Below are 24,409 nucleotides of genomic sequence, written 5' to 3'. Positions count from 1 at the left end.
AAGGAGAATTATCTAATGAAGTTTTTCAACACGGCTCTACTTGCGAGTTTGATGTTGCTACCCATGGGGGCGGCAATGGCCAGTGAAGGCGATGCCCCGAGCATGGAAATCGAACTTCAGGAACCGGGTGGCGACATCACCATTGCCAAGCTCGTGTCGAATGTCGATGGTTTCGTAGTGGCGCACGCGGTAGACGATGAGGGCACGCCGTTGAAGAAAGCCATCGGCCATACCCAGATAGAAAAAGGCACCCAAGAGCGTATCGGGATAGTGCTGGATAGAGACATGGAGTCAGGCGAAAAGATAGTCGTCATGCTGCATAAGGATACGGGTGAGAAAGGCGAGTACGAGTACGGACCGGATAATACGGACGTGGATGAGCCGGTCATGGTGGATGGCAAACCCTTCACGAAGTCCTTCCAGGTCAGCTGGACGGGGGATCACTAATCTTCTTGGGTAACCAGTGACTATCGATTCTGGTAGTGCTCTTTGTTAGTCACTGGTCGTTTGTCACCGGATGATTTCAGGCTGACAAGCCGAGCAATGAAGTTTGATATGGAAGCAGGTTCAGCAAGCTAACGCCACGCTATTTGACGCAAGTCAATTTTTATGCAGAAAAGAACGCATTGCTGGCTCGGTTGCCGCTGCAATCGCTATCGCGGTGTTAAACTGCAGCGCATATCAAACATCAGTTTCACGCCAATAAAAAAGAAATAAACGATTGGACTCAGCTTTCTACGTTAGCGTGCTAAGAATTAGTATTAGTTAATTCAAGCTTGTCTAACACGATACCGGCATATCGATCTATATGGTGCGAAGCATTGGTAGTTGATTTCCAGGTTTGACGTTGGAAACGCTCGATAATGTCGCCGTGGTGAATTCGCCTAATAAAAAACAGGTTCCAGACGGTTCGCCCACACCATTCCCGATTGGCCATGAAAAATGACGACCGGTGAGTCCGATGCAGGCTCGCCAACGATGAGGAGAGAACCATGGGGATGTGGAAACTCAAGCGCCGTGACTTCTTGAAAGGCATGGGGCTCACCGGTACCGGTGTACTACTTAGTGGCAACGTCTGGGCACTCAATCGTCTCGAACCCATTGGCGACACGCTATCGACGGAGTATCCCTATCGCGGCTGGGAAGATCTGTATCGCAACGAATGGGCCTGGGACAAGATCGGTCACGCTGCCCACTGTATCAACTGCATGGGCAACTGCGGCTGGGACGTCTATGTAAAAGACGGCATCGTCATTCGCGAAGAGCAGATCGCCAAGTATCCTTCAGTCAATGACAAGGTGCCGGATGCCAACCCTCGGGGGTGCCAGAAAGGCGCCATTCACTCTACTGCCATGTATGAAGCGGATCGCGTCCACTATCCGCTCAAGCGTGCCGGTGAGCGCGGCGAAGGCAAGTGGCAACGCCTTTCCTGGGATCAGGCCACGGAAGAGATCGCTGACAAGATCATCGATATCTTCGAAAAACATGGCCCAGGCAAGCTCAAGACTCACCAGGGGTCCGGCAACCAGTCCATGGTGCGCCAATCCGCGGGCAACCGCTTTTCCTGTCTGGTAGGCGGTATCCAACTTGACGGCTTCACCGTGGTGGGCGATCTGAACACCGGCGCCCATCTGGCCTATGGCAATCCGCTAGAGAGCTTCACCTCGGATGCCTGGTTCGACGCGGATTACATTCTGCTCGGCATGATCAATCCCAACGCCACCCGTATCCCGGATGCCCACTATATCTGGGAGGCGCAGCATAACGGTGCGCGTATCGTTTCCACTGCCCCGGACATGAACCCCAGTGCGATCCACACCAACCTGTGGATGCCCATCAAGAAAGGCACCGACCCCTTCCTGGCCATTTCCATGGTCAACGTGATCATCGAGGAAAAGCTCTACAAGCCGGACTTCATGAAGGAGCAGACCGACCTGCCGATCCTGGTGCGCGCGGACAATCAGAAGATGCTGCGGGAATCCGACGTGGAGGAGGGCGGCTCCGAGGAAGTCTTCTATCACTGGGATCTCAACAGCGACAAGCCGGTCAAGGTCAAGGGCTCCATGGGCTCTACGGACAAGACCTTGAAACTCGACGGTGTCGATCCGGCGATCGAAGGAGAGTTCGATTTCGACGGTATCAAGGTCACACCGGTCTTTGAGTACGTCAAGAAAGAGGCCGCCAAGTTCTCACCGGAAGACACCGAATCCCGCACTGGGCTCAATGCCGACATGGTGCGTCGCGAAGCGCGGCGGATGGCAGAAGCGCGCAAAGCCATCGTCATGCTGGGCTATATTACGTCGTTTTATTCCAACTGCTTGTTCACCGGCTGGGGTTATGCCTTAGCGCTGGCATTGACCGGTCACGGCGGCAAGACCGGCGGTTTGGATACGTCCTGGGTAGTGTGGAATCACCCGCGCTGGACGGAGCTTGCCAACTTCGGTGGCAAGAAGCTGCCTCGCTACGAAGCCGGCGGCATTGGCGAATTCAAGCGCGGCAACATGATCAAAGGCGCTCGCAAGCACTTCAACAATGCCAAATTGAAAGAAGCGGTGGGCTTCGATCTCGACGAGATGGAAGAGATGATGCAGGAGTCCATCGACAAAGGCTGGATGCCTTACTACGGCGAGATCAAGGGCATGATCTCCATCGCGGACAACACCTTCCGCCGCAACAAGTACCTCGAAGAATACCGCAGACAGCATCTAGAGCAGGCCAGCGAACTCTACGTCAACGTCAACGTGCGCCTGGATTCCACCGCGGAGTGGGCGGACTACGTATTGCCCGCGGCCAGTCACTACGAGGCTTGGGATCTTCGTACCCAGGGCTTCCATCGCTTTTGTAACGTCTTCACTAGCCCCGTTAAGCCTATCTTTGAGTCTAAGCCGGACTGGGAAATCATGGCGCTTTTGACCAAGAAGATTCAGGAGCGCGCCATCGAGCGTGGCATCGGGCCGATCGAAGACGGCGATGTGACCCGGGATCTGCATACCATTCATGACGACTTCACCATGAACGGCAAGCTGATGACCGACTACGACGTGACCAAGTGGATGGTGGAGAACTCGCCGGAGTACGGTGGCGTCACCATGGAGGAAGCGACGGAAAAAGGCTTCATCGTCCTGAACGAGAAGGCCGGCACCAACCAACCCCTGGTAAAAGACGAGCCCTACAACCCCTTCGTCGCCCAGACCGATGCCAAAAAGCCTTACGATACCATGACCGGGCGCATCACCTTCTACTGCGATCATCCTTGGTTCATGAAGATGGGGGCGGCGGTGCCCACCGGGCGTGGTACCGCCGGGCCGGAAGCCTCGAACTATCCCCTGGCGTTCTACTCGCCTCACACCCGTTGGGGCATTCACTCCAACTGGCGTTCCAACAAGTTCATGCTGCGCCTGCAGCGCGGCGAGCCGAACATCTATATCAATCCCAAGTTGGCGGATGAAAGGGGCATCAAGGACGGCGATACCGTGAGACTGTTCAATGCCAACGGCGAGTTCTTCGCTCAGGCCAAGTTCTATCCGAGCCTGCCGGACTACGCGATCATGATGGAGCATGGCTGGGAGCCGCATCAGTACATTAAAAGAAAGCCCATGAACAACTCGATGGCCACCTTCCTGCAGCCGCTCGAAATGGCCGGCGGTTGGGGGCACCTGGGCTTCAAGTATGCGATGTGGAACGCCAACCAGTTGGCTCATGAAGGTAGCTACGATATCGAGCTGGCAAAAGCAGAAGACATTACTGCCTGAACCCTGACCGACACCAGTTCGAGAGGAGAGACATCATGGCTGTGAAACGCCAAATTAGTATGGTTTTGGACCTGAACAAGTGTATCGGCTGTCAGACCTGCACGTCCGCCTGCAAGTTGATGTGGACCAACCGCAATGGCCGCGAATACATGTACTGGAACAATGTGGAGACCAAGCCCGGGGCCGGCTATCCACGGGACTATGAAAAGATGGGCGGCGGCTTCGACAAGGATGGGGCGCTCAAGCTCAGCAAGCAGCCTACGCTGGAAGATTACGGTATTCCCTGGGAGTACAACTACGAAGAAGCCCTGATGACCGGCACTGACCCCTGGCTGCGGCCCAACGTCAAGCCGACCTGGGGAGCTAACTGGGATGAGGATCAGGGCGACGGGGAATACCCCAATAGCTACTATTTCTATCTGCCTAGGCTGTGCAACCACTGCGCCAATCCGGCCTGCCTGGCGGCCTGTTCACGTAACGCCATCTACAAGCGCCAAGAAGATGGCATCGTGCTGGTGGACCAGGAACGCTGTCGGGGCTATCGCTACTGCGTCAACGCTTGCCCCTATAAGAAGGTCTACTTCAACGAGGAAATCTCCAAGTCCGAGAAGTGCATCTTCTGCTATCCGCGCATCGAGAAGGGCCTGGCCACCGCCTGTGCTCGCCAGTGCGTGGGGCGCATCCGTTGGATCGGCTATCGCGATGACGAAGACGGCCCGATTCATACCCTGGTAGAGAAGTACAAGGTCGCGCTGCCACTGCATCCGGAGTGGGGGACTCAGCCCAACGTGTTTTACGTGCCACCGCTGTCTTCCTCCAAGTTCGGACCGAACGGTGAGGAACTCGATGAGCCGCGTATACCCCTTGCGTACCTGGAAAGCCTGTTTGGCGAACGGGTCAGTGAGGTGCTGGATACGATCAAGAAAGAGCGCAAGGCCAAGAATGAGGGCCGGGAAAGCGAGCTGATGGACACATTGATCGGCTTCAAGCACGCCGAAATGTTCAAGCTGAGCTGAGGACGATACGATGACGACAGCTCAACGACCACCTCCAGTGGATTCTCCCGCTCGCGCGGAAGCCACGAGCACGATCTATCGGCTGGCGGCGGTAGCCTTTGGTCATCCCTTGCCGGAAACCCAGCAGGCCTTCGCGGACGGTAGTTTCAACCAGGCGCTGGACAGCGCCTGGCAGGCGGTCACTGGCCGCCCCTGGCCTTGCCAGCCTGCTAGTGCGAGCTTTGCTGAGCTGGAATCCGGCTATATCAGCACCTTCCATCATGGCCGTCAGGGCAGACCTCAAGTCGCGCTCGTGGCCGGGGAGTATGACGACTTGCTCGACGGCCAGGTTCGCCCCGCGTTCTTGCTCAACGTGCAGGCCTTCTACAAGCATTTCGGCTTACAGGCCGCCCTGGGGGACGAAGGGCGTACCGAAGAGCCGGATCACCTGAGCGCCATGCTCGAATTCATGGCGGTATTGACCCACCTGGAAGCCCAGGCGCTTGCGCAGCACAAGGCGCCCGATGCCTATCGTCTTGCGCAACGGGATTTTCTCAAGCGCCATCTCGTGCCGCTATTGGCAGCCATTCAGCGCGAGGCCGCCAGCGAAAAACGGCTGACCCTGGATGCGACACTGATACGCCTGATCGAGGATCTGCCGGAATGGGCCAGGAACCAGCTGGTCGAGCTTGAAACACGGGTGGGTGTTTACGATGAAAAGGTCAAGGGAGCTGCCCTTAAAGGCCGCGCCCTCGACCAGAACTTGTGGAATTGAGGAGAGGGTTATGGCAATGCGTTGCTCGATCAAGTGTGCGATGGCGCTTTGCGCGTCACTGGCGCTGCCTGGAATCGCCTCGGCGGAATTCTCGGAGTTTGTAAACCCCAACATTCAAGAAATACAGCCCTGGGACACGGTCAAGGTAGGACGGGTGCCGGACAGCATCTATCTGCGCGATATCGATGATCCGGACGATATCATCTGGGACCGGATTCCTAGCTATCGCACCTATTTGTCCGTGGCACCGCCGGTGCATCCTTCGACAAAGCTTCGCTTCAACGCGGATCAGGGCACGGAGCTGTATTTTCAGATTGCCCGCACCTCGGACCATCTGCTGGTACGGCTGCGCTGGAAGGACACCACCCAGAACGTGGGCACGACCATCGACGGCTTTCGCGATGCGGCCGCCATTCAGTTCGCCCTGGATGGCAGCACCGATACCTCTTACATGATGGGCTCCGGGCCGGAGCATCCGGTCAATATCTGGTATTGGCGCTCGGATCATGAATTTCGCGTGGAGGACCTGGCCGCCGGCGGCTATGGCAGTACTACCAGGCTGTCCGATCAATCGATAATGGGGCATTCCGCGTACATCGAAGGCGAGGAGCCTGTGGACAAGGAATGGCACCTGGTGATGGCGCGAGAAATCGACAGTGATGGTGAGCATCAGATCGACCTGAACAAGGAACAGATTCCCTTCGGCTTCGCCGTATGGCAGGGCGACGATGGCGGGCGAGACGGCAACAAGCGTGTCACTCAAGGATGGATCCTGCTGGACACTTCTATTGAAGGCGATGACCAAGGCGATCAGAAGCAGGCTCAGAAGCAAGATCAGGATCAGGCATCGACCCAATCCCAGTCAGCCAAATAGCTCAATAGGTTCTTATATGTCGGTTTCCTACATCAATGTAGGCAAGAACTCGGAAGCAAATGACGAGGAACTCAAGCTCAGCCCGGCGGATTGCGGGCTGGGTCATTCCTGCCAGTTTTGCCCCCACGAGCCCCACTGCAGCCTGGACAAGCCCCATCACGAAAAGCTATTGATCGAAAGCCGTCTCGAGCGTATCGATCAAATCGTGCTGGTCATGGCCAACAAGGGCGGCGTGGGCAAGAGCACCGTGTCCGCCAATCTGGCCACCGGCCTTGCTCAGCGCGGTTATCGGGTCGGCGTGGCGGATGCGGATATCCACGGTCCCAATCAAAGCCGCTTCTTCGGCTTCGCCGGTGAGCACGTGCGCCTGAGCGAACAGGGCCTGGCGACCAAGGATTTCACCGAGGATTCCCTCGATCATCCGGTCAAGGTGGGCTCGCTGGCTTTTCTGATGGAAAGCGACGATACCCCCATCGTGTGGCGAGACGCCTACAAGCACGACTTCATGCATCATCTGATTGGCTCGTTTGACTGGGGCGAGCTGGACTTTCTGATCGTCGACATGCCCCCGGGCACCGGCAACGAGCTGATCACTTTGGCGGACATGCTCGAAGGCGCAAACGTCTCGGCCTTGCTTGCCACCACGCCGCAAGACGTGGCGCTAATGGACAGCTTGAAGGCCGTGCGCTTTTGTCATGAGCGGGGCCTGCCGATGCTGGGGGTGGTGGAAAACATGTCCGGCATCACCTGCCCGCACTGCAGCGGCGAGTTCCATCTCTTTCCCCGGGAGCATCTGGTGGAAAGTCTGGCCAAGGCCGGTATCGAATCCCTCACCCAGATTCCCCTGGCACTCGAGCTTGCTTCGGGTTCGGATCTAGGCATGCCGGTGGTGCTGGCGCATCCACACATCCCCGCTGCTCGGGCATTCACCCCGGTGGTGGACGCCTGTGTGGCAAAAGCCCAGGCAGAATTCTCCCAGGCCGCAGTGCACTCCCTTGGGGATGCCTTTGAGAAGAATCTCGAGTCGTCCGATCTGGACGAAGCACTGGCCGGTTTGCCGCCGGAGGAGCGTGACGCTGTACGCCAGGAGCTTGAAGCCATGCTTGGCGCCGAACAGAACCGGCTTTCCGACGCCGATGCTTCCAGCAATGATGACCGTGACAAATAAGGAATTACATGCGTACAACCGGCACCGCACCCGACCCTGAGCGTCGACGCCTATTTCGCAATCTGCTCAGCGGTGGCGATCCTGAAGCGCCGCATCAGGCGCCCTGGCACCGCGTGCCGGAAGTCAGTGCCGGTGACGGCGACGTATTGTGGTCCGGCTGGGCATCTCACGATGAGGTGTTCGTGGTGGGCGATGAAGGCATGATTCTGCACTTCGACGGCACCCCCACAGAAGACGGCAGCCTGTGGCATCACATGGAAACACCAATACGCCTACCGCTGCACGCCCTCTGGGGCCTTGATCGCTCGCGGCTTTATGCGGTGGGCTGGATGGGCAACATCCTGCGTTTTGATGGCAGTCAGTGGCATCTACAGCGCGGCGGTATCATCGACGAGCGAACCGAGCGCTTCGCCCCCTGTGAAGAAAACACCCCCCTGTTCGCCATTACCGGTGACGAGTCAGGCCGTGCCTGGGCGGTGGGGGACGACGGCATGATCCTGGCCCTGAGCCCTGAAAACGAGACCTGGCAGCGGGAAAAGAGTGGCACCACGATCAATCTGCGCGGTATCACGCGCACGCCAAATGGCCAGCTTTATGCGGTAGGCGGCGAAGGCACGGTGTTGACCAGTTCCGGCGATGGCCACTGGGAACAGATGGAATGCCCTTTCGGTTCTGGTTTCATGACCGTGCTGGCACTGGGTGACGATGAATTGCTGCTGGCCGGCGGGCGCTACTTCATCGATCAGAACGGCTTTCGTGGCGAACTCGTCAGATGGCGCGAAGGTCGCTTCGAGAAGGTCGAGGTCGACAAACCCATGCCTCGGATACGCTCTCTCAAGACCTACAAACAGGGCGTGCTGATCGTCGGCGATCAGGGGCATCTTTACTATCTCAAGGGCAGCCGACTCGATCAGCTGCAAAGCAACAACCGCCACGATCTGATGGATATCGTGCCGCTGCCGACGGGTGAAGCCTTGGCGGTGGGAGACTTCGGCACCATCATGACCGCGGCGGCGGATTTTACCCAGGCCCTGGCGCCGGTGGTGGATCCCAACGCCGAACAGGCCGTTGACTGGGAACTCATGGACTCCGGCACCAAGCATCAGCTCTGGGGCCTGTGGGCCAGCCCGGACGGCACGCTCCATGCCTGCGGTGAGGGCGGCACGGTACTGCGCTGCAAGGATTCCAGTGAAAGCAATCGCTGGGAAACACTGCCGGCGCCCAGCGAGCTTTCGGTGCATTGCCTATGGGATGCGGGTCAAGGCGGCCTGTATGCCGGTTGCCAAATGGGGCAGATTTTCCGCTTCGACGGAGAGCAGTGGAGCAAGCATTACGATCTGCACCTGGATATCACCATTCTGGCCATGTGGGGCACGGGACCCAATTCGATCTACGCGGTGGGGGACGAAGGACTGATCCTGCACTTCGACGGCCTGGGTTGGCAGCGTATGTCCAGTGGTACCAAGTCCGCCCTCTACAATATCTGGGGCATGGACGACGAGCATATCCTGGCGGTGGGAGATTTCGGCTTGATTCTGCGCTGGAATGGCGAGAACTGGGCGGAATTTCATGCGGGTACCGAGAACTTCCTCTACGATGTCTGGGGCGACAGTCTTAGCAATATCTTCATCATCGGGCTATCCGGGACCCTGGGTCACTTCGATGGCACGCGCTGGATGCTGACCCCGGCCCGGGCCCGAGACGATCTGCTGGCGATAGACGGCACATCCGATGTCGGACCCTATGTGGTGGGTACCGGCGGCAATATCCTGCGCTATGAAGCCGGGCAGTGGCAGCCGGAAAACGCCGGCACCACGACCGGCCTGCGGGCGGTGCGCATCTCCCCCCAAGGCGATGTATTCGCCGCCGGTGATCAGGGTACGATTCTGAAAAGAAAGTCAAAGAGGGTGTCGTAACGAACGCCAGGAGTGACGATCCGGTACTGGTCTATGACGGTCAGTGCCCGTTCTGCGCCAACTATGTGCGACTGGTTCGATTGCAGGGCACTATCGGTAGACTGCAGTTGGTCGATGCCCGGGAAAAGCCATCGGCTGTGAACGAGGCGATCCTGGACGAGATTCGTCGCGCCGGGCTGGATATCGATCAAGGCATGGTGTTGAAGCTCGACGGGCAGCTGTATCACGGTGATGAAGCGATGCACCGGGTGGCGCTGCTCAGCAGTCGTTCCGGCATCTTCAATCGCCTCAACTACTGGGTCTTTCGCTCGCCCCGACGCGCTCGCCTGCTTTATCCGCCGCTACGCAGTATCCGCAATATCGTAATCAAGGGATTGGGGCGTGAGCCTATCGATAATCTTGGCCGTGATAGCGACGCATCTTCCTAAAGTTTCGCGGCCTTCAGGCATCCCGCAGCACCAAGCTTGAAAATTGCGGTTCCAGTCGGACAATGAGCCGTTCGAGGGCCTGTCGGGTGGGTCGATTCATGACCGGCTGTTGATACTTGGGGTTCAGGCACTGATCCTGGCGAGCTATCTGCAGGGCGTAGTGTTCCACGCCGCATTCGATCAGATTGAGCGCAAGGCGCTTCACGGTCTCGAGATCGAAGTCCCGCCAGTGAATAGTCGTGCGACATTCGAGAGCGATACCGCTGTCCAGCAGTAGGGCCAGGCTCTGGGCATGGTTTTTCCAGAGACCGGGACGACCGGCAACACGCTCGAAATTGTTTGCGTGGCCTTTGACGTCAAGTCCCACCCAGTCGAGCCAAGGCAGCAATGTCTCGAGGCGCTTTGGGTAGACTCCGGCCGTATGCAATCCCACCTTGAACCCTAGTGTCTTGGCCTCACGCATGGCGGCGGCCAGATCTGCATGCATCGTGGGTTCACCGCCGCTGAATACGACCGCATCCAGCAAACCCTTGCGACTTTCCAGGAAGCCGCGAATCTCTGCCCATTCCTGGAGGGTGCCCTGACGGGATGACAGCATCTGCGGATTGTGGCAATAGCCACAGCGCAGCGGACAGCCTTGCAGAAAGACCACGCAGGCAAGATGGCCCGGATAGTCCAGAGTGGTCATCGGTACCAGGCCCGCTACCGGCAATCGAATCGCATCCAAACTGCTGTTATCTCGATGCCGGGAGCTGGGCTCCCGGCGAACATTGGTACTCATGAATTCAGCATGGTTTCGCTGAAGTGGCGCCGCTCGCGGTGCTCGGACTGCTTACCGACATTGAACTGGCTGACCGGGCGATGATAGCCCATGACCCGGGTCCAGACTTCGCAGCGCTGGCGCTGTTCGCTTGGCAGGGTGTCGCGCAGGGATTGAGTGCTCATGATGTTATTCCTCTGGGTGTGTAATCGGTTCAAGCAGTAGCGGTTGTTGCCAGCAGCGCATCGTCGCAGCGTGGGCAGAACTCGTGTTCGCCGGCCAGATAGCCGTGCACCGGACAGATCGAGAACGTCGGGGTGACGGTCAAATAGGGCAGTCGGAAGCGCGACAGTGCGCGTTGCACCAGGGTCTTGCAGGCGGCGGCGCTGGAAAGCTTCTCTCGCATATAAAGATGCAGCACGGTGCCCCCGGTGTAGCGGCTTTGCAACGGGTCCTGATGAATGAGTGCTTCAAAAGGATCGTCGGTATGGCCCACCGGTAGCTGGCTGGAGTTGGTGTAGTAGGGAGCCTCTTTGGTACCGGCCTGGAGGATGCCTGGATAGCGGCGCGCATCCTCCTTGGCGAAACGATAGGTGGTACCCTCGGCAGGCGTGGCTTCCAGGTTATAGAGATGGCCGGTCTGCTCCTGAAATTGCTTCATGCAATCGCGCACATGATCAAGCAGTTCCAGCGCCAAGGCGCGACCTTCCTCATCGGTAATATCCAAGTGGTCCTGGGTGAAATTGCGCACCATCTCGTTGAGGCCGTTGACGCCAAGCGTCGAGAAATGATTGCGCAGGGTGCCCAGATAGCGCTTCGAGTAAGGATAAAGCCCCGCATCCATCCACTGCTGGATGCGCTCGCGCTTGAGTTCCAGGCTGTCCCGGGCGAGTGCCATCAGCCGGTCGAGTTCGCGGTAGAGCCCAACCTTGTCATCGGCGAAACGATGACCGAGCCTTGCGCAGTTGATCGTCACCACGCCCAAGGAGCCGGTCTGCTCGGCGCTGCCGAACAGGCCATTGCCGCGCTTCAACAGTTCGCTCAAGTCCAGCTGCAGGCGACAGCACATGGAGCGCACCATGTGCGGTTCCAGGTCCGAGTTGAGAAAGTTCTGGAAATAGGGCAGGCCGTACTTGGCGGTCAGGGCGAACAGACGATCCGCGTTGTCGCTGTCCCAGTCGAAGTCCGGGGTGATGTTGTAGGTGGGAATGGGAAAGGTGAACACCCGCCCCTGGCGATCGCCGGCTTCCATCACTTCCAAATAGGCGCGGTTGATCAGATCCATCTCCGCCTGCAGCTCGCCGTAGCTGAAGCTCTGCTCCTTGCCGCCGATCACCGGCACCTGCTCGCGAAGATCCGCTGGGCACACCCAGTCGAAGGTGAGATTGGTGAAAGGAGTCTGGCTACCCCAGCGGGACGGCACGTTGAGGTTGTAGATGAACTCTTGAATGGCCTGCTTCACCGCGACGTAGCTCAAGCGGTCCTTGCGCACATAGGGCGCCAGGTAAGTATCGAAGGAGCTGAACGCCTGGGCGCCGGCCCATTCGTTCTGCAGGGTGCCGAGAAAGTTGACCATCTGCCCCAGGGCGCTGGATAGATGGCGCGGCGGGGTGCTTTCAGCGCGATCCGCTACCCCGTTGAAGCCTTCGTTGAGCAGGGTGCGCAGGGACCAGCCGGCGCAATAACCCGCCAGCATGTCCAGGTCATGAATATGCATGTCGCCTTCACGGTGGGCCTCGCCGACCGCCTGGGGATATACCTCGTCCAGCCAGTAGTTGGCGATCAGCTTGCCGGAAACGTTGAGGGTCAGCCCGCCCAGGGAGTAGCCTTGATTGGCGTTGGCATGCACCCGCCAGTCCGCGCGATTCAGATACTCGTTGACGGTGGAAGCAACGTCCAGTTGACGCGGCGCGGCGACCTCACTAGCGATTTTATTCACCGTATTACCTATATATGCCTGTTAGAATCTTTTTGAACACCATATGTTGTGCATGAAGCCTAAAAGGTTTGGTGCCAAAAAAGATTGACTAGAGTCAACAAAATGGCTGATGGAGGCAAAACGATGATGTTCGATGGTGGGCGTTGTCCGAGCGAGGTCTATCTCTTGGTAAGTACTATCTCTTGGTAAGCAGACGTTCGTCACCAGGAGATTGGAATGGGCCTCTGACACTGGGGGAAGGCAGCAGCAGGCAGTGCACCGCATCAAGATAGGGTAGGGTCGCTGCTGTCTCAAAGCGTTGTTCGAGCTCGCCCAGTCGAGTGGCGTCGAGCCCATCTGCGCATAGATGCAGCTCCACTCGCACTTGACTGCTCTCATAGTGAAGGATGGTGCGCTCAATGTTGTCGGTTTCCGGCAGGTCGCGCCAGGCGATGTGCAGCTCCGTCAGTATCGTCTGTCGCAGCGGCGCAAGGGGCGTCGCTGCATCGATCGCTGCCTGGGTATCCACATGCACCATGACCCTGCTGGCCTGGCCCGTCTGCAGAATCAGGCGGCGCCGCACTTCTTCTCCAATGCGATGGCCTTCCGAGGCGCTGATCCAAGGCGATACGAGGATATGCACGTCGACCAGTACCTTTCCCGCCATCAGTCGCGTGCGCAGATCGTGATGCGAACGCACCTCCTCCACGCTATCGATGACCCTCGACAGCTCCTCGACGCGCTCTAGCGAAATTCCGGTATCCACGAGTTCACGGAAGGACTGCCAGATGAACTGGCCTCCCATGACGCCAACCATCGTCGCGACGATGATGGCCGCCATGGCGTCGAGCCAGGCATACCCGGCCAGGTACCCAAAAAGGCGCCGATGACGATCAAAGAGGACAGGGCGTCGGAGCGGTGGTGCCAGGCATTGGCTTCGATCAGCGCAGAACCCACCCGCCGGCCAGTGCGTATCGTGTATTGGTAAAGGCCCTCTTTGGCCAGTACGGAAAGAAGAGCCGCCGGCAGGACGATCCACTCCGGCATCTGCAGTCGCCCAGGATCGAGTAGACGAAAGACGGCGTCATGAATAAAGCCCGCGGCGACCAGCAATAGTATGACGCCGATGACCACGGTGGCAGCAGTTTCGAAGCGAGCATGACCGTAAGGATGCTCCGCATCCGGCGCCTTGCTGCCGAAATGAGTGGCAAACAGCACCAGGCGTCGCTGAGCAGATCCGACAGGGAATGCACTCCGTCCGCCACCAGCGCCTGGGAATGACCGATCACTCCGATCACGATCTTGATACCCGCCAGCAGCAGATTGACCAGCGCACCGACCAGGGTGACCCGCGTCTTGAGAGAGCGTGAATGGTCGGTGGCGTGATTTTCGTCTGTCGGCATGGCTTTCATGACTCGTCGTCAGGCACGTGTCGTTTCCCTTGAGCGAATCCTGAAGAACACCGCGTACAGCACCGGCACGATGATCAGCGTCAGCAGGGTCGCGAAGCTCAGACCGTACACGATCACCACGGACATGGACTGGAAGAACGCATCGAACATCAAAGGGATGACGCCGAGCACGGTGGTCAAGGTGCCCATCATGACCGGGCGCACACGACTGGCCGAGGCATCGATCAGGGCATCCAGGCGCGAGGCACCCGTATCGATTTCCAGATCGATCTGATCTACCAACACGATGGCGTTCTTTATCAGTAAACCGGACAGGGACAATATGCCCAGGATCGCCATGAATTCCAGCGGCGTTTGCGTGATGACCAGTCCCAGCACTACGCCGATCAGCGCCAGGGGCACCACCAGCCAGATCACCAGCGGCTGACGTACGCTGCCAAAGAGCACCAGTACGGTGATCACCATGGCAAGCAGACCCAGGGGCAGGGTGCCTGCCAGCTCCTCGTTGGATTCCGCGGAGTCGCCGTGCTCTCCATCCCACTTGAAGCTGTAACCATCTGGCAGATCGATGGCCTCGATATCGGCTCGGATGCGCCCGAAAAGATCCGACACGAGCTCGTCCGGGAACGGATCGCTCTGGGCCTTGATCGTCCAGATCCGGTCCTCGCGCTTCAAGGTGCCGTTATCCCAGACCGTGACAAAGCCATCGGTGACCTGTTCGATGGGCACGGTATCGCCGGTGGTGGAGCTGAGCACTTGAACGTTCCTGATATCCTCGACGCTCACTCGCTCGTCGATGGGCGCACGAGAGATGATGGGAATGAGATCGTCCCCCTCCCGATAGAAACCCACGTTTTTACCAGAAAAGTTGGTTTCCAGGGCGTTGGCCAGATCCTGTCGTGATACGCCGGCCCGCTGGCCCTTTACCAGGGAGTAGACCGGCTTGATGCTACTGACCGGCTGTCGCCAGTCGTCCTTGATCGACAGTGCCCCGCCATCCGCCACCATGATGGCCTTCGCCTGATCCGCAAGATCACGCAGCACCTCCGGGTCCGGGCCCTGGAACGTTGCCTCGATCTTCGATCCACCGCCGGCCCCCAGGATGAAACGCCACACCTTGGCCTGGGCATTGGGGTATGACTGGTCAATGTGTTGCTGAATGATAGGCATCAGATCGTCGATCTGACGATAGTCCTCGGTGCGGATCAAGAGTTGTGCATAGGCGCTGTTAGGCTGTTCCGGCTGATACACCAGCATGTAGCGAATGCCACCGCCGCCGATCGAGGTTTCCACATCCTCGACGCCATCGAGTTCTTCGACGAACGCTTCGACCTGCTTGATCTCTTGCTCGGTTTGTTCGATGCGGGTGCCTTGCGGCAGCCAGTAATCCACGACGATCTGAGGGGTCGTGGAGGCCGGGAAAAAGCCCGGTTTGACATATTTAAAGCCCCAGATCGAGGTCACGAACAGCCCCAACACGATGGCGATGACCAGGTAACGATAGCGTAGCGCTATTCTGAGAAATCCCTTGTAGGTGCGGAAGAACCAATTGTCTTTGGACGCTTCTTTGTTACTGCTCAACGCTTCCTTGAACAGCCAGTAGCAGAACAGTGGCGTCAGCGTGACGGCAAATCCCCAGCTCAAGAGCAGGGCAATCATGATGACCCAGAACAGATGCCCCGCGTACTCCGCGGTGTCCCCCGGCGCCAGGCCGATGGGAGCGAAAGCAATGATGCCCACCAGGGTGCCGCCCAGCAGGGGCCACTTGGACTGATCAACGATGCGCTTGGCAATGTCGAGCTTTTTTTGCCCTCGCTGCACGCCGATCAAGATACCTTCCGTCACCACGATGGCATTGTCCACCATCATGCCCAGGGCAATGATGAGCGCCCCGAGGGATACCCGATGCATGGGAATCGAGACCATGTTCATGATGGCAAGGGTTGCGGATATCGTGATGAGCAGGATCGCCCCGATCACCAGTGCAGGCTTGAAGCCCATGAAGATGATCAATGTCACCAGTACGATCGCCAGGGCAGCAACCACGTTGAGCATGAACGTCTGCACGGAGGCCTCGACTTCCTGACCCTGGTGATAGTATTGATGCAGCTCCATGCCAAGTGGACGGCGGCTTTCAGCCTGGGTGAGTTTCTCATCGACGGCGTGCCCGATCTTGACGATATTGCCGCCCAACACACCGGCAACCCCGATGGCGATTGCAGGTTCTCCGTTAAAGCGATACAGCTTCTTGGGCGGCGAACGATAACCGCGCCACACATGCGCGATGTCCCGCAGGTAGGTGACCCGCCCATCATCCGACGTCGCCACCAGCAGGTCTTGAATGGCTTTCACGGAATCCGTGGCGCCGCTGGGGCGAATGATCAATCGACGCTGGTCAATATCGACCTCGCCGGCGGAAACAACGGCGTTTTGCTGCTCGAGGGTGCGATAGATATCATTTATCGACACTCCGAGAGAGGCAAGATTCTGCTGTGAAATCTCGACGAAGATTGCCTCGCTCAAATCGCCGTCGTAGTTCACCTTGGCAACCCCCTCGACCTGCAGTAACTCGCTCTGCAAATCCTTGGCGTAGCTGCGTAGTTCTGCCGGGGTGAAGCCGTTACCGGTCAGAAAATAATACAGGCCGTAGACATCCCCGAAGTCGTCGTTGACAAAGGGTGCGCTCGCGCCTAGCGGCAGCGACGGCGCTGCATCGTTGATCTTGTTGCGCAGCTTGGTCCATATCAGCTGCAAGTCTGATTTGTTCGGTGAGAACTCGGTCTTGATATTGACCCTGATTTCGGAGCGCCCGCCCATCGAGGTGGATTCGATGTCATCGACCTCTTGCAGCTGTTGCGCTGCTCGCTCCAAGGGTTCGGTGACTTCCTCGGCAACCTCCAGGGGGGTGGCGCCCGGGTATTGGGTGATCACCATCGCCGAGCGTATGGTGAATTCCGGATCCTCGAAGCGTGGCATGTTCTGGTAGGCAAGCAGACCGCCCGCCAACGACAAGATGATGACGATAACGCCCAACAGCTTGTTCTTGATGCTGAACTCGGCCAGATTCATTGACTTACTCTTTGCTCAAAATTGATAGCATTAGCGCTACATTTTTAATAAAAGCAGCGCTATACCAGTGACAACCGTGCCGTTCATTGCGTCCAGCGGGTTACCTGCTCGCCCTCGGTAAGATAGGCACCGCCTGCGCCGATGATCTGTTCGCCTTTTGATAGCCCGTTTGTGACCAGAAGCCTTTCACCAATCCCCGGCGCTACTTCGATCTCTCGTCTGGACACCGTCATGTCGCTGGTATCCACGACCCAGACATACTGGGCGTCGCCATCGCTTTGTATCGCTGCCAGGGGCACCATGACGGCCTTTGCTGCAGCATCACCCTTGTTTCTGGATTGCAGCATCAGCGTGGCGTTCATGCCCGGCAGCACCACCATGTCCTCAGGTGGGACAAACGAAAAGGTGACTGAATAAGTCTGGGAGGTGGCATCTGCAATGAGGGTTGCTTCTTTGTAGGTGGCTTCTATTTCCCGGCCTGGCGCGGCGTCCAGCATCACCAGCGCCCCCGGGTCTATGCGCGTCGGCACCTGGCTGATGACGCTGGCGGGAAGGTTGACGATGGCTTCCATGTGGGTGGTGCCGATGATGGTGGCAATCTTCGTGCCAGACGCTACGGTTTGCAGTCGTCTTACCGGGAGTTCCGCAATCACGCCGTCGAAGGGGGCGTACAGGGAGGAGTCGTTCAAGGCCTTTTCAGTCGAATCGAGTTCCGCCTTGGCGACGTCACGCTGGGAGCGCTTCTGATCCAGCGCGCTTTTGGCGATCATATTTCGCTGGGCAAGCTGTGCGGCGCGCCGAAATTCGCTTTCCGCGTTCTCGAACACGGCCTTGGCGGACGCTAGATTGCTTCGAAAATCGCCTTGATCCAGACGCGCAATCAGATCGCCTTCGCTAACCGACTGTGCTTTATTAACGGGCAGCTCGGCAATTTTTCCGCCGACCTGAAAGCTCAGCTCGGACAGATTGGAGGCGTCGATGACCGCCGGATAGCGGTTGCTGCGCAGCGTATCGGCACTGTTGATTTCGATTATTTTTACCGGGCGAGCGCTGTTCTCGGTTACGGGGTCATCCGATTCGGACCCGCAGGCCGTGAGCAAAAAGCAAAATGACAGGATCAAAATACGTCGGAGATGGTCGGTTTTCATTCTCTCTTCTCGATAGCCTAAAAGAGCGATCGCCGGTCTGTCTTCGTGCTGATGGTATGTACGAATTTTTAAACAATCGCAGGCACGAAAAGGACAGAGCGTCGGCGACAATGGGAATATCATACACGCTCTTGTCACCTCTTCCTTGACGCCTCGAGTCCAATGATTGATACCAATCAATTCATGGGTGACTTTGATCTGCCAAACAAGCCCTATCTTGCTTTTCACCTATTCCAGACGATCATCCACCGATTTTTCGTTCTGCTGTATCAGTTCCAGTCGTGCCGAATTTAAGGTGGCTGTAGCCTTTATCGGGACCTAGCGTTTCTTTGAACATTAAAGGGTGGTATCTGACGACGTCTTCGAAGGCATGGGAACGGGTCAATAGACGTCTTCACGATAGCGCCCCTGGGCCTTAAGCGTCGCCACGTCTAAGTCTAGCGGTGCGATGACTTCGTTCAGCGCCGTAATGACGCTACTTGCCATATCCCGACCGCCGCAGACCAGGATCTGCGCGCCTCTCTCGATCAGCCGGCGTAGTTCCGGACCATTCGCGATGAGCTTGTCCTGCACATAGGTATGCTCGTCGATGCGGGAGAATGTCGCGTTTAGCCTCGTCAACCGTCGGTCCTCGAGATAGGTATTCAGTTCAGGCTCATAGAGAAAGTCGGAGTGCGGATTGCGCCCACCCCAGTAGAGGTGCATGGGGTGATGCGCATTATTGTGGCGGATGAAACCGACCAGCGGCCCGATGCCGGTGCCTGCACCGATTAGCACCACCGGCGCCTTGCCGGAAGCGGGGCGGAAGTCCGGATTGGGCTGGATGAAGGCCTCAATGGTGCCGCCTATCGGCAGCGTATGGAGCAAGCCCGAGCACAGGCCATCGGGATGCTGGCGCACGCAGATCTCCAGCATGCCATCCTTTGAGGCAGAAGCCAGGGAATAGAAGCGCGGCACCTGGCTGCCCGGCGGCAGGATGCCGACCAGGTCGCCGGCCTCGAAAGGCGGCAGGCCGGTGCGTCCCAGCAAGCGGCTCAGTAAAGTGGTCTTGCCGCTACTTTCAGGCACCTTGAAACGCAGCACGGCGGTAGGGGCCTGCACCGCGGCGCCGTAATCGACCCGCTCGACAAGCGCTAAGGAGGTGGTACGTGGGCGTACTAGGGTATGGACCAGCGTCAGCTCGGTGCCGAGCACCTTGCCTAAAGCGTTGCCCCAGCGGTTGAACTCCTGGGTTGAGTGTCGGTCGATGGTGTCGAGCGGCAGCAGCTGCGGCCAGCCTCTGGCGGCAAGCGCCGAATCGACCTCCTTCGCGAACCCGCAGAACTGCGGGAACTGCCGGTCACCGAAGCCCAGCACGGCAACTGAAAGATCCGGCGCGTCCGTGATTTTCTCAAGCCGCTCCAGGAATCGGTTGGCCGAGGCCGGTGCATCGCCATTTCCGTAGGTCGCGGTGAGGATGAACAATCGTTTCGCACTGCGATAATGTGGGGCCTGCTGGTTCATGGGGGCGGTATGCACACGATGGCCCGCCTGGACCAGGCTGTCGTGCAGGGTCTTGGCGAAGCCCCAGGTCGTATTGCCTTCGCTGCCGACGAGGATCACGCTATCCGCGGCCTTCGGCCCGCTGTTGGCGGCGAGCTTCGGCTTGGAGCGGTGGCGTTTCCACCAGATTGTCATGCCGGTCACGGCCATCACCGGCACCGTCAGGGCAGTCAGGCCCAGGATCAGGCCAAGCCACCAGAGACCTTCACCGGTGTGAAGCATATAGATGAATTCATAGAACTTATGGGTGGCGTCATGGGGCTGGTAGGAGAGCCACTCACCGCTGGCCTGATCGATATAACCGGCACCCTGATCGGTACCCAGGGAGACCATGTCCGTGGGATCGTCAGGGTAGGGGTAGACCAGCTCTCGCAGGTCGCTTAAATCCGTTGCCTTCAGGACCGGCAGGGTGTCGATGGCAGCAGGAGAGCCACCATCTACCTCCAGCGGGAATTCAGGTTCGGCCTCCATTCCCTCCGAGGCTAGGCCGAAGGTGGTGGCGGACAGATAGGACCCGGTCAGCCCCGACAGCAGCAGGCCGAGAATCGCCGCTCGGCCGAGTTCGATGTGCAGTCGTTGACTCAAGGTGCCGCGTACAGGACGCAGCAACTGACGCCATCCGCCCAAACGAGTCGCCAGCAGCAGTGCGCCGGAGATCGCCAGCACGACCATCATTAGCGCCGTAATGCCTGCCATTGTGCGACCGGGCGTATCGAGCAACATGGAGCGGTGCAGGTTCTTTACCCAGCTCGTGAACGACGATGGCTCATAAGGTGCGACGGCCTGCCCGGTGCGTGGATCCACCCGATCGGCTCCCACCTGACCGTCTCGGGTGTAATAGACGATGAGAGTGCCCGAGGGCGTGCGTTCGATCTGCTCGGCCCCCGGGTAATGCTCCGCTACCTTGCCCGCCAGCTCGGCGACGCTGATCTGCCCAGCGGCGGGCACCACGGTTTCCGCCCGCTCAAGGGCCGGGTTGAGCGACAGGATCGCCCCGGTCACCGAGAGAACGATGACGAACAGCGCCGCGATCAGGCCGGGTAGTGAATGAAACTGGCGTAGCATGCTGCGCCTCCTCATTATTCGATTACAGGGTGTAGCTGAAAGACTGCACGTAGCCACGGCCAGAGACCGGCTTGTCCGCGCCTTCGGTGGTCAGGGGTACGACGATATCGGCACGGTTATCGCGCATGTCTTCGACGGCGGTGTCCACGCGCACTTCATATCCCGCGTCGATCAGCTCGTCGGCAATATCAAGGGTGATATTCAGAGTCCGCCCGCTGCCGACGCTGGCCCCGGTCAGCCCATCATATTCACTGCTGCGCTGGCCGCTGCCTCGCGCCCAGTCCCGCAAGTGTTTGTAGTATTTCGATTTTTCTCCGGCGATCCAGAGCGTGCTCTGGTACTGGCCGTCGGCGTCGGTAAGATAAAGCGCCACATAGGCGCCATCGCCGCCGTAGCTTTTCAACTCGGTGTTGAAGGTCACTTCGCGTGCCTGTGCAATGACCGGTAGCATCATGGCGGCAGCGAGTCCAAGAGTAAGGGCAAGGGCTGTGGTGGGCTTTTTCATTCTCTGTCTCCGCTATTTATCGATACGGATAATCTAGCGTTGGTGGCTGACAGCCACCTGAAGGCAGGAAGAAAAGCAGAAGAAAGGCGTTTGGAGCGTTGGCGATCAGAGAGGCATGGCCCCAGACAAGAAGCAGGGCAGGATACAAGGCGGGGAGGGGGTATGAAGCGATGAATTACTCGACGTTGCAGGAAAACATTCCGCTATTGAGAGTGGTGCGGGCATGCGAACGTCAGCGAGTATCTTCTCTATCGTCATCGCCGCTGTATAGGCCTTCGGGTATCACCGCATCCTCATGGAATTCGATCTCCAGCTTGCGCAGGCGTAGCGACCCAGGGAAATAGTCCGCCTCGACCTTGTTGCCGTGCTGGTCGCGGCCCTTGACCTCATAGCAGCCATCATCGATCTTGATGCGACGCACCTCCCAGCCCCTGGTTTCGAGCTGCTTTCTCAAAGCGTCCCGCGGCTGCCAGTCGGAGACCGGATCCTTGCAGTCGTGATCTGCCTGGGCTGCGGTGGTGCTCAACAAGGCATATAGCGTTGTAGCCGCAAATAATAGAGGTTTCATGAGCTTCTCCGGACAAGAAATGCTGTTAGCGTAACTCGCTATTCTGACAGCAGTCTGAAGCGACAACTTGGGATTTTATACAAGAGTTAACCGCTTTCGTTCAGGTCGTCGTCAGGTGGGTGCGTTAGTCTCGATGTATCCGTGATGCCATGAGGAGATGGGATATGCGCATATTGCTGATCGAGGACGCACCCAACCTGGGCGAGGCGGTGCGTGACCAGATCGCCGAGGATGGCCACGCAGTGGACTGGATGCAGACGCTAGCCGATGCCAAGGCATGTCTTGCGACCACCGCCTACGATCTTCTGCTGCTCGATCTTCTGCTGCCCGATGGAAACGGGCTCGATCTGCTGAAGCACTGCCGTCGGAAAGGTGACACGACGCCGGTCATCGTCCTGACGGCGAGGGATCAAATTTCCGATCGTATCGAAGGGCTGAACGCCGGCGCGGACGATTATCTCGTCAAACCCTTCGATCTGGCGGAATTGTCGGCGAGAATCGCCGCCGTAGCGCGACGTTATGCGGGTAACCCCAATCCACTCATCAAGATAGGCGAACTGGAGATCGATCTGGTCACCCATTCGATAAAGCGTGGCGGGTATGGCGTCGAACTGACGGCCCGGGAGTGGGCGCTGCTCGAGGCATTCATGCAGCGCCCCGGGGCGCTTTTATCCCGATCCCAGCTCGAGGATCGTCTATACGCCTTTGGCGAAGAAATCGAGAGCAACACCATCGAGGTTCATATCAGTCGGCTACGCAAGAAGCTGGGCCATGCCACGATCGAGACGGTGCGTGGCATGGGGTATCGGCTGGGACAGGCGTGAGCGAGCCGGTCAGCCTGCAGCGTCGTCTTGGAATCGGGCTAACCCTCGGCGTGGTGTTGCTCTGGTTGGTTGCAACCACGTTGACGGTGTTCATCGTGCAGCATTCCATCGACAGGACTCTCGACAGCTCCCTGGAAGAGACGGCGCAGCGCATCCTGTCCCTGGCTGTCGTCGAGATATTCAATCGGGAAGATTCCAATCTGCTTCAACAGGTCGCCTCTTTGCGCCCCCATGAGGAATACATCACCTACCTGGTGCGGGAAGCGAATGGTACGCCCTTGCTCGTGTCCCATGACGTCGATCTGTCCGTCTTTCCTGAAACGCCTGAAATGGGGCTGCGCAGCACCGCTACGCATCGGCTTTACGGTATCTCTGCAGTCAGCGATACCTTCTTCATCGAGGTTGCCGAACCCTTGACCTATCGCCGTCGGGCCACTCGAGAGATGCTGGCGATGCTGCTATTGCCCCTGGCGGTGCTGGTACCGCTCAGCCTGGTCGGCATCTGGTGGTTCGTGCGCCATAGCCTGGGTGGCCTGCTTGCCTATCGGCAGGCACTCGAGGCGCGTAATGCAGGAGATCTATCGCCGGTCAAGGCTCAGCGTCTGCCAGCAGAGCTTACTCCGATCGCCGAGGCGGTGGATCAGTTGCTGGCAAGATTGCGCAGTGCATTGGAGGCGGAACGCAGCTTCACCGCCAACAGCGCACACGAGCTGCGCACGCCATTGGCGGCATCCCTGGCCCAGGTACAGCGCCTGCGCCGTGAAGCGCCGCCGGGGCCGCTACAGGATCGGGTGGGGCGAATCGAGGACTCGCTACGCGAGCTGTCCCGATTGTCAGAAAAACTGATGCAGTTGGCCAAGGCCGAAAGCGGAGGACTGCTGGCCGAGACGCCGCAGAACGTTCTGCCGATCGTCGTCCACGTCGTCGATGACTTTCGACGCGTCTTCGGGACGCGCCTCGAGCTGTCGTTGCCCAGGAAAGAGCGAATAGTCTCGTCGATCGATCCGGATGCCCTGGCAATTCTGCTGCGAAATCTGATCGAAAACGCGCTCAAGCACGGTGACAAGGACAAACCCGTGGGGGTCGTCGTGTCGAGCGAGGGCGTATTGCGTGTGATCAATTCAGGGCCAGTGGTGCCCGCAGAAGATCTAGGCCGACTGACGGATCGCTTCCAACGGGCGAACACTCGGGCCAGCGGCTCGGGGCTGGGGCTCGCCATCGCCCATGCGATCGCCGTGGGAGCCGGCGTCTCTCTGGTGCTTATCTCTCCTGTAATAGGCCGGGAAGACGGATTCGAGGCGAGCATACGGCTACCACGCTGAGCTCCCCTGACCAATATCAACGGCATGCTGTTGGAGCGACAAGCGCTCGACTCTCTGAATTCAAGTAATAAGTGCAGCACCTGCCGTTTTCAGGGCTCCTGAGCACTCACTCAGGAATACCTGTGCCGGTATCCGATAGCCGAGACGCTGAAGATATCCTAGCTCTTCTCGAACTCGTCGAGCTTGAATCGGTGGGTAACCAGCCCAGCAGGCTCGACGCCGGAGCAGACAAAAACTGCTGATCTCGTGAGCTTAAGCTTCCTGTAAGGCGTTCATGCCTCAATGAGGGGCAGGGTAGTTCATCGCATGACAAGGGAGATCAGCATGCAAAAACGAAGCCTGGTACTGATGTTGGTTGGAGTGGTAGT

The 24,409-nt window shown here is 58.4% G+C and carries 20 protein-coding genes and 1 pseudogene; 11 read left to right on the top strand and 10 right to left on the bottom strand.

What is annotated here, in order from left to right; translation table 11 throughout:
• Positions 1 to 15 precede the first annotated feature (15 nt).
• The 8 genes from CH74_RS01210 to CH74_RS01175 all read left to right on the top strand — a co-directional run bounded on the left by CH74_RS01210 (position 16) and on the right by CH74_RS01175 (position 9,908).
• Positions 16 to 447, top strand: a complete 432-nt coding sequence (locus CH74_RS01210) for a hypothetical protein (RefSeq protein WP_048305666.1) — start codon at positions 16 to 18, stop codon at positions 445 to 447.
• 545 nt (positions 448 to 992) lie between these two features.
• Positions 993 to 3,752, top strand: coding sequence for a molybdopterin-dependent oxidoreductase (locus tag CH74_RS01205; protein WP_253272881.1), 2,760 nt, complete (start codon positions 993 to 995; stop codon positions 3,750 to 3,752).
• A 35-nt stretch (positions 3,753 to 3,787) separates the two neighbouring features.
• Positions 3,788 to 4,768 carry a selenate reductase subunit beta gene (locus CH74_RS01200; protein WP_048305665.1) on the top strand — a complete coding sequence of 327 codons (981 nt, stop codon included), beginning with the start codon at positions 3,788 to 3,790 and terminating at the stop codon, positions 4,766 to 4,768.
• A gap of 10 nt (positions 4,769 to 4,778) precedes the next feature.
• Positions 4,779 to 5,522 carry a molecular chaperone TorD family protein gene (locus CH74_RS01195; RefSeq protein WP_082140237.1) on the top strand — a complete coding sequence of 248 codons (744 nt, stop codon included), beginning with the start codon at positions 4,779 to 4,781 and terminating at the stop codon, positions 5,520 to 5,522.
• A 10-nt stretch (positions 5,523 to 5,532) separates the two neighbouring features.
• On the top strand, positions 5,533 to 6,396 hold the full coding sequence (locus CH74_RS01190) for a dimethylsulfide dehydrogenase (RefSeq protein ID WP_216594677.1): 864 nt from the start codon (positions 5,533 to 5,535) through the stop codon (positions 6,394 to 6,396).
• 16 nt (positions 6,397 to 6,412) lie between these two features.
• Entirely contained in the window at positions 6,413 to 7,564 is a 1,152-nt protein-coding gene (locus CH74_RS01185; protein ID WP_048305664.1) for an Mrp/NBP35 family ATP-binding protein, read from the top strand.
• A gap of 8 nt (positions 7,565 to 7,572) precedes the next feature.
• On the top strand, positions 7,573 to 9,480 hold the full coding sequence (locus tag CH74_RS01180; protein ID WP_216594676.1) for a hypothetical protein: 1,908 nt from the start codon (positions 7,573 to 7,575) through the stop codon (positions 9,478 to 9,480).
• Between the two features lie 26 nt (positions 9,481 to 9,506).
• Entirely contained in the window at positions 9,507 to 9,908 is a 402-nt protein-coding gene (locus CH74_RS01175) for a DCC1-like thiol-disulfide oxidoreductase family protein (protein WP_048305663.1), read from the top strand.
• 13 nt (positions 9,909 to 9,921) lie between these two features.
• Here CH74_RS01175 and CH74_RS01170 read toward each other — a convergent pair whose 3' ends face one another.
• The 5 genes and pseudogenes from CH74_RS01170 to CH74_RS18530 all read right to left on the bottom strand — a co-directional run bounded on the left by CH74_RS01170 (position 9,922) and on the right by CH74_RS18530 (position 13,875).
• The gene (locus tag CH74_RS01170) at positions 9,922 to 10,689 is read right to left on the bottom strand and encodes an anaerobic ribonucleoside-triphosphate reductase activating protein (protein ID WP_053070585.1); all 768 of its coding nucleotides are present in this window, start codon (positions 10,687 to 10,689) and stop codon (positions 9,922 to 9,924) included.
• Positions 10,686 to 10,853 carry an anaerobic ribonucleoside-triphosphate reductase gene (nrdD, locus tag CH74_RS01165; protein ID WP_048305662.1) on the bottom strand — a complete coding sequence of 56 codons (168 nt, stop codon included), beginning with the start codon at positions 10,851 to 10,853 and terminating at the stop codon, positions 10,686 to 10,688. Before nrdD ends, CH74_RS01170 begins: the two co-directional genes overlap by 4 nt.
• A gap of 29 nt (positions 10,854 to 10,882) precedes the next feature.
• On the bottom strand, positions 10,883 to 12,607 hold the full coding sequence (locus CH74_RS01160) for a ribonucleoside triphosphate reductase (protein WP_253272879.1): 1,725 nt from the start codon (positions 12,605 to 12,607) through the stop codon (positions 10,883 to 10,885).
• Between the two features lie 175 nt (positions 12,608 to 12,782).
• Entirely contained in the window at positions 12,783 to 13,391 is a 609-nt protein-coding gene (locus tag CH74_RS18535) for a cation diffusion facilitator family transporter (protein ID WP_172656291.1), read from the bottom strand.
• Positions 13,331 to 13,875: pseudogene (locus CH74_RS18530) on the bottom strand (cation diffusion facilitator family transporter). The gene CH74_RS18535 and the pseudogene CH74_RS18530 overlap by 61 nt, the downstream one beginning before the upstream one ends.
• On the opposite strand from CH74_RS18530, the gene CH74_RS19775 reads away from it, so the two are divergent.
• Complete coding sequence (locus tag CH74_RS19775) at positions 13,834 to 13,956, top strand: hypothetical protein (RefSeq protein ID WP_301280842.1); 123 nt, start codon at positions 13,834 to 13,836, stop codon at positions 13,954 to 13,956. The pseudogene CH74_RS18530 and the gene CH74_RS19775 overlap by 42 nt on opposite strands.
• A 51-nt stretch (positions 13,957 to 14,007) precedes the next feature.
• On the opposite strand, the gene CH74_RS01150 is transcribed toward CH74_RS19775, so the two are convergent.
• The 5 genes from CH74_RS01150 to CH74_RS01130 all read right to left on the bottom strand — a co-directional run bounded on the left by CH74_RS01150 (position 14,008) and on the right by CH74_RS01130 (position 21,895).
• Positions 14,008 to 17,067, bottom strand: a complete 3,060-nt coding sequence (locus CH74_RS01150) for an efflux RND transporter permease subunit (RefSeq protein ID WP_048305661.1) — start codon at positions 17,065 to 17,067, stop codon at positions 14,008 to 14,010.
• A gap of 83 nt (positions 17,068 to 17,150) precedes the next feature.
• Positions 17,151 to 18,215: an efflux RND transporter periplasmic adaptor subunit gene (locus CH74_RS01145; protein WP_053070584.1), complete on the bottom strand. Its 1,065-nt coding sequence runs from the start codon at positions 18,213 to 18,215 to the stop codon at positions 17,151 to 17,153.
• Between the two features lie 381 nt (positions 18,216 to 18,596).
• Entirely contained in the window at positions 18,597 to 20,822 is a 2,226-nt protein-coding gene (locus CH74_RS01140) for a PepSY domain-containing protein (RefSeq protein WP_048305660.1), read from the bottom strand.
• Positions 20,823 to 20,844: 22 nt separating this feature from the next.
• Positions 20,845 to 21,327, bottom strand: coding sequence for a DUF2271 domain-containing protein (locus CH74_RS01135; protein WP_048305659.1), 483 nt, complete (start codon positions 21,325 to 21,327; stop codon positions 20,845 to 20,847).
• 232 nt (positions 21,328 to 21,559) lie between these two features.
• On the bottom strand, positions 21,560 to 21,895 hold the full coding sequence (locus CH74_RS01130; RefSeq protein ID WP_048305658.1) for a PepSY domain-containing protein: 336 nt from the start codon (positions 21,893 to 21,895) through the stop codon (positions 21,560 to 21,562).
• Positions 21,896 to 22,059: 164 nt separating this feature from the next.
• On the opposite strand from CH74_RS01130, the gene CH74_RS01125 reads away from it, so the two are divergent.
• On the top strand, positions 22,060 to 22,719 hold the full coding sequence (locus CH74_RS01125; protein ID WP_048305657.1) for a response regulator transcription factor: 660 nt from the start codon (positions 22,060 to 22,062) through the stop codon (positions 22,717 to 22,719).
• A complete protein-coding gene (locus CH74_RS01120; RefSeq protein ID WP_048305656.1) occupies positions 22,716 to 24,041 on the top strand; it encodes a HAMP domain-containing sensor histidine kinase in 1,326 nt (441 codons plus the stop codon). The genes CH74_RS01125 and CH74_RS01120 overlap by 4 nt, the downstream gene beginning before the upstream one ends.
• Positions 24,042 to 24,409 lie beyond the last annotated feature (368 nt).

The organism is Halomonas sp. PR-M31, from assembly GCF_001039575.1.
In the GTDB taxonomy this organism is placed as follows: domain Bacteria; phylum Pseudomonadota; class Gammaproteobacteria; order Pseudomonadales; family Halomonadaceae; genus Modicisalibacter.
The sequence above is the reverse complement of the archived record's forward strand: the minus strand, read 5'-3'. Positions and strand labels throughout refer to the sequence as shown.

Bases quoted from the DNA above. Each gene is read 5' to 3' on its own strand.
- CH74_RS01185 (WP_048305664.1), top strand. From the start codon at position 6,413: ATGTCGGTTTCCTACATCAATGTAGGCAAGAACTCGGAAGCAAATGAC.
- CH74_RS01125 (WP_048305657.1), top strand. From the start codon at position 22,060: ATGCGCATATTGCTGATCGAGGACGCACCCAACCTGGGCGAGGCGGTG.
- CH74_RS18535 (WP_172656291.1), bottom strand. From the start codon at position 13,391: ATGGGAGGCCAGTTCATCTGGCAGTCCTTCCGTGAACTCGTGGATACC.
- CH74_RS01205 (WP_253272881.1), top strand. From the start codon at position 993: ATGGGGATGTGGAAACTCAAGCGCCGTGACTTCTTGAAAGGCATGGGG.
- CH74_RS01210 (WP_048305666.1), top strand. From the start codon at position 16: ATGAAGTTTTTCAACACGGCTCTACTTGCGAGTTTGATGTTGCTACCC.
- CH74_RS01190 (WP_216594677.1), top strand. From the start codon at position 5,533: ATGGCAATGCGTTGCTCGATCAAGTGTGCGATGGCGCTTTGCGCGTCA.
- nrdD (WP_048305662.1), bottom strand. From the start codon at position 10,853: ATGAGCACTCAATCCCTGCGCGACACCCTGCCAAGCGAACAGCGCCAG.
- CH74_RS01130 (WP_048305658.1), bottom strand. From the start codon at position 21,895: ATGAAACCTCTATTATTTGCGGCTACAACGCTATATGCCTTGTTGAGC.
- CH74_RS19775 (WP_301280842.1), top strand. From the start codon at position 13,834: ATGCACTCCGTCCGCCACCAGCGCCTGGGAATGACCGATCACTCCGAT.
- CH74_RS01195 (WP_082140237.1), top strand. From the start codon at position 4,779: ATGACGACAGCTCAACGACCACCTCCAGTGGATTCTCCCGCTCGCGCG.
- CH74_RS01145 (WP_053070584.1), bottom strand. From the start codon at position 18,215: ATGAAAACCGACCATCTCCGACGTATTTTGATCCTGTCATTTTGCTTT.
- CH74_RS01135 (WP_048305659.1), bottom strand. From the start codon at position 21,327: ATGAAAAAGCCCACCACAGCCCTTGCCCTTACTCTTGGACTCGCTGCC.
- CH74_RS01140 (WP_048305660.1), bottom strand. From the start codon at position 20,822: ATGCTACGCCAGTTTCATTCACTACCCGGCCTGATCGCGGCGCTGTTC.
- CH74_RS01170 (WP_053070585.1), bottom strand. From the start codon at position 10,689: ATGAGTACCAATGTTCGCCGGGAGCCCAGCTCCCGGCATCGAGATAAC.
- CH74_RS01200 (WP_048305665.1), top strand. From the start codon at position 3,788: ATGGCTGTGAAACGCCAAATTAGTATGGTTTTGGACCTGAACAAGTGT.
- CH74_RS01150 (WP_048305661.1), bottom strand. From the start codon at position 17,067: ATGAATCTGGCCGAGTTCAGCATCAAGAACAAGCTGTTGGGCGTTATC.
- CH74_RS01180 (WP_216594676.1), top strand. From the start codon at position 7,573: ATGCGTACAACCGGCACCGCACCCGACCCTGAGCGTCGACGCCTATTT.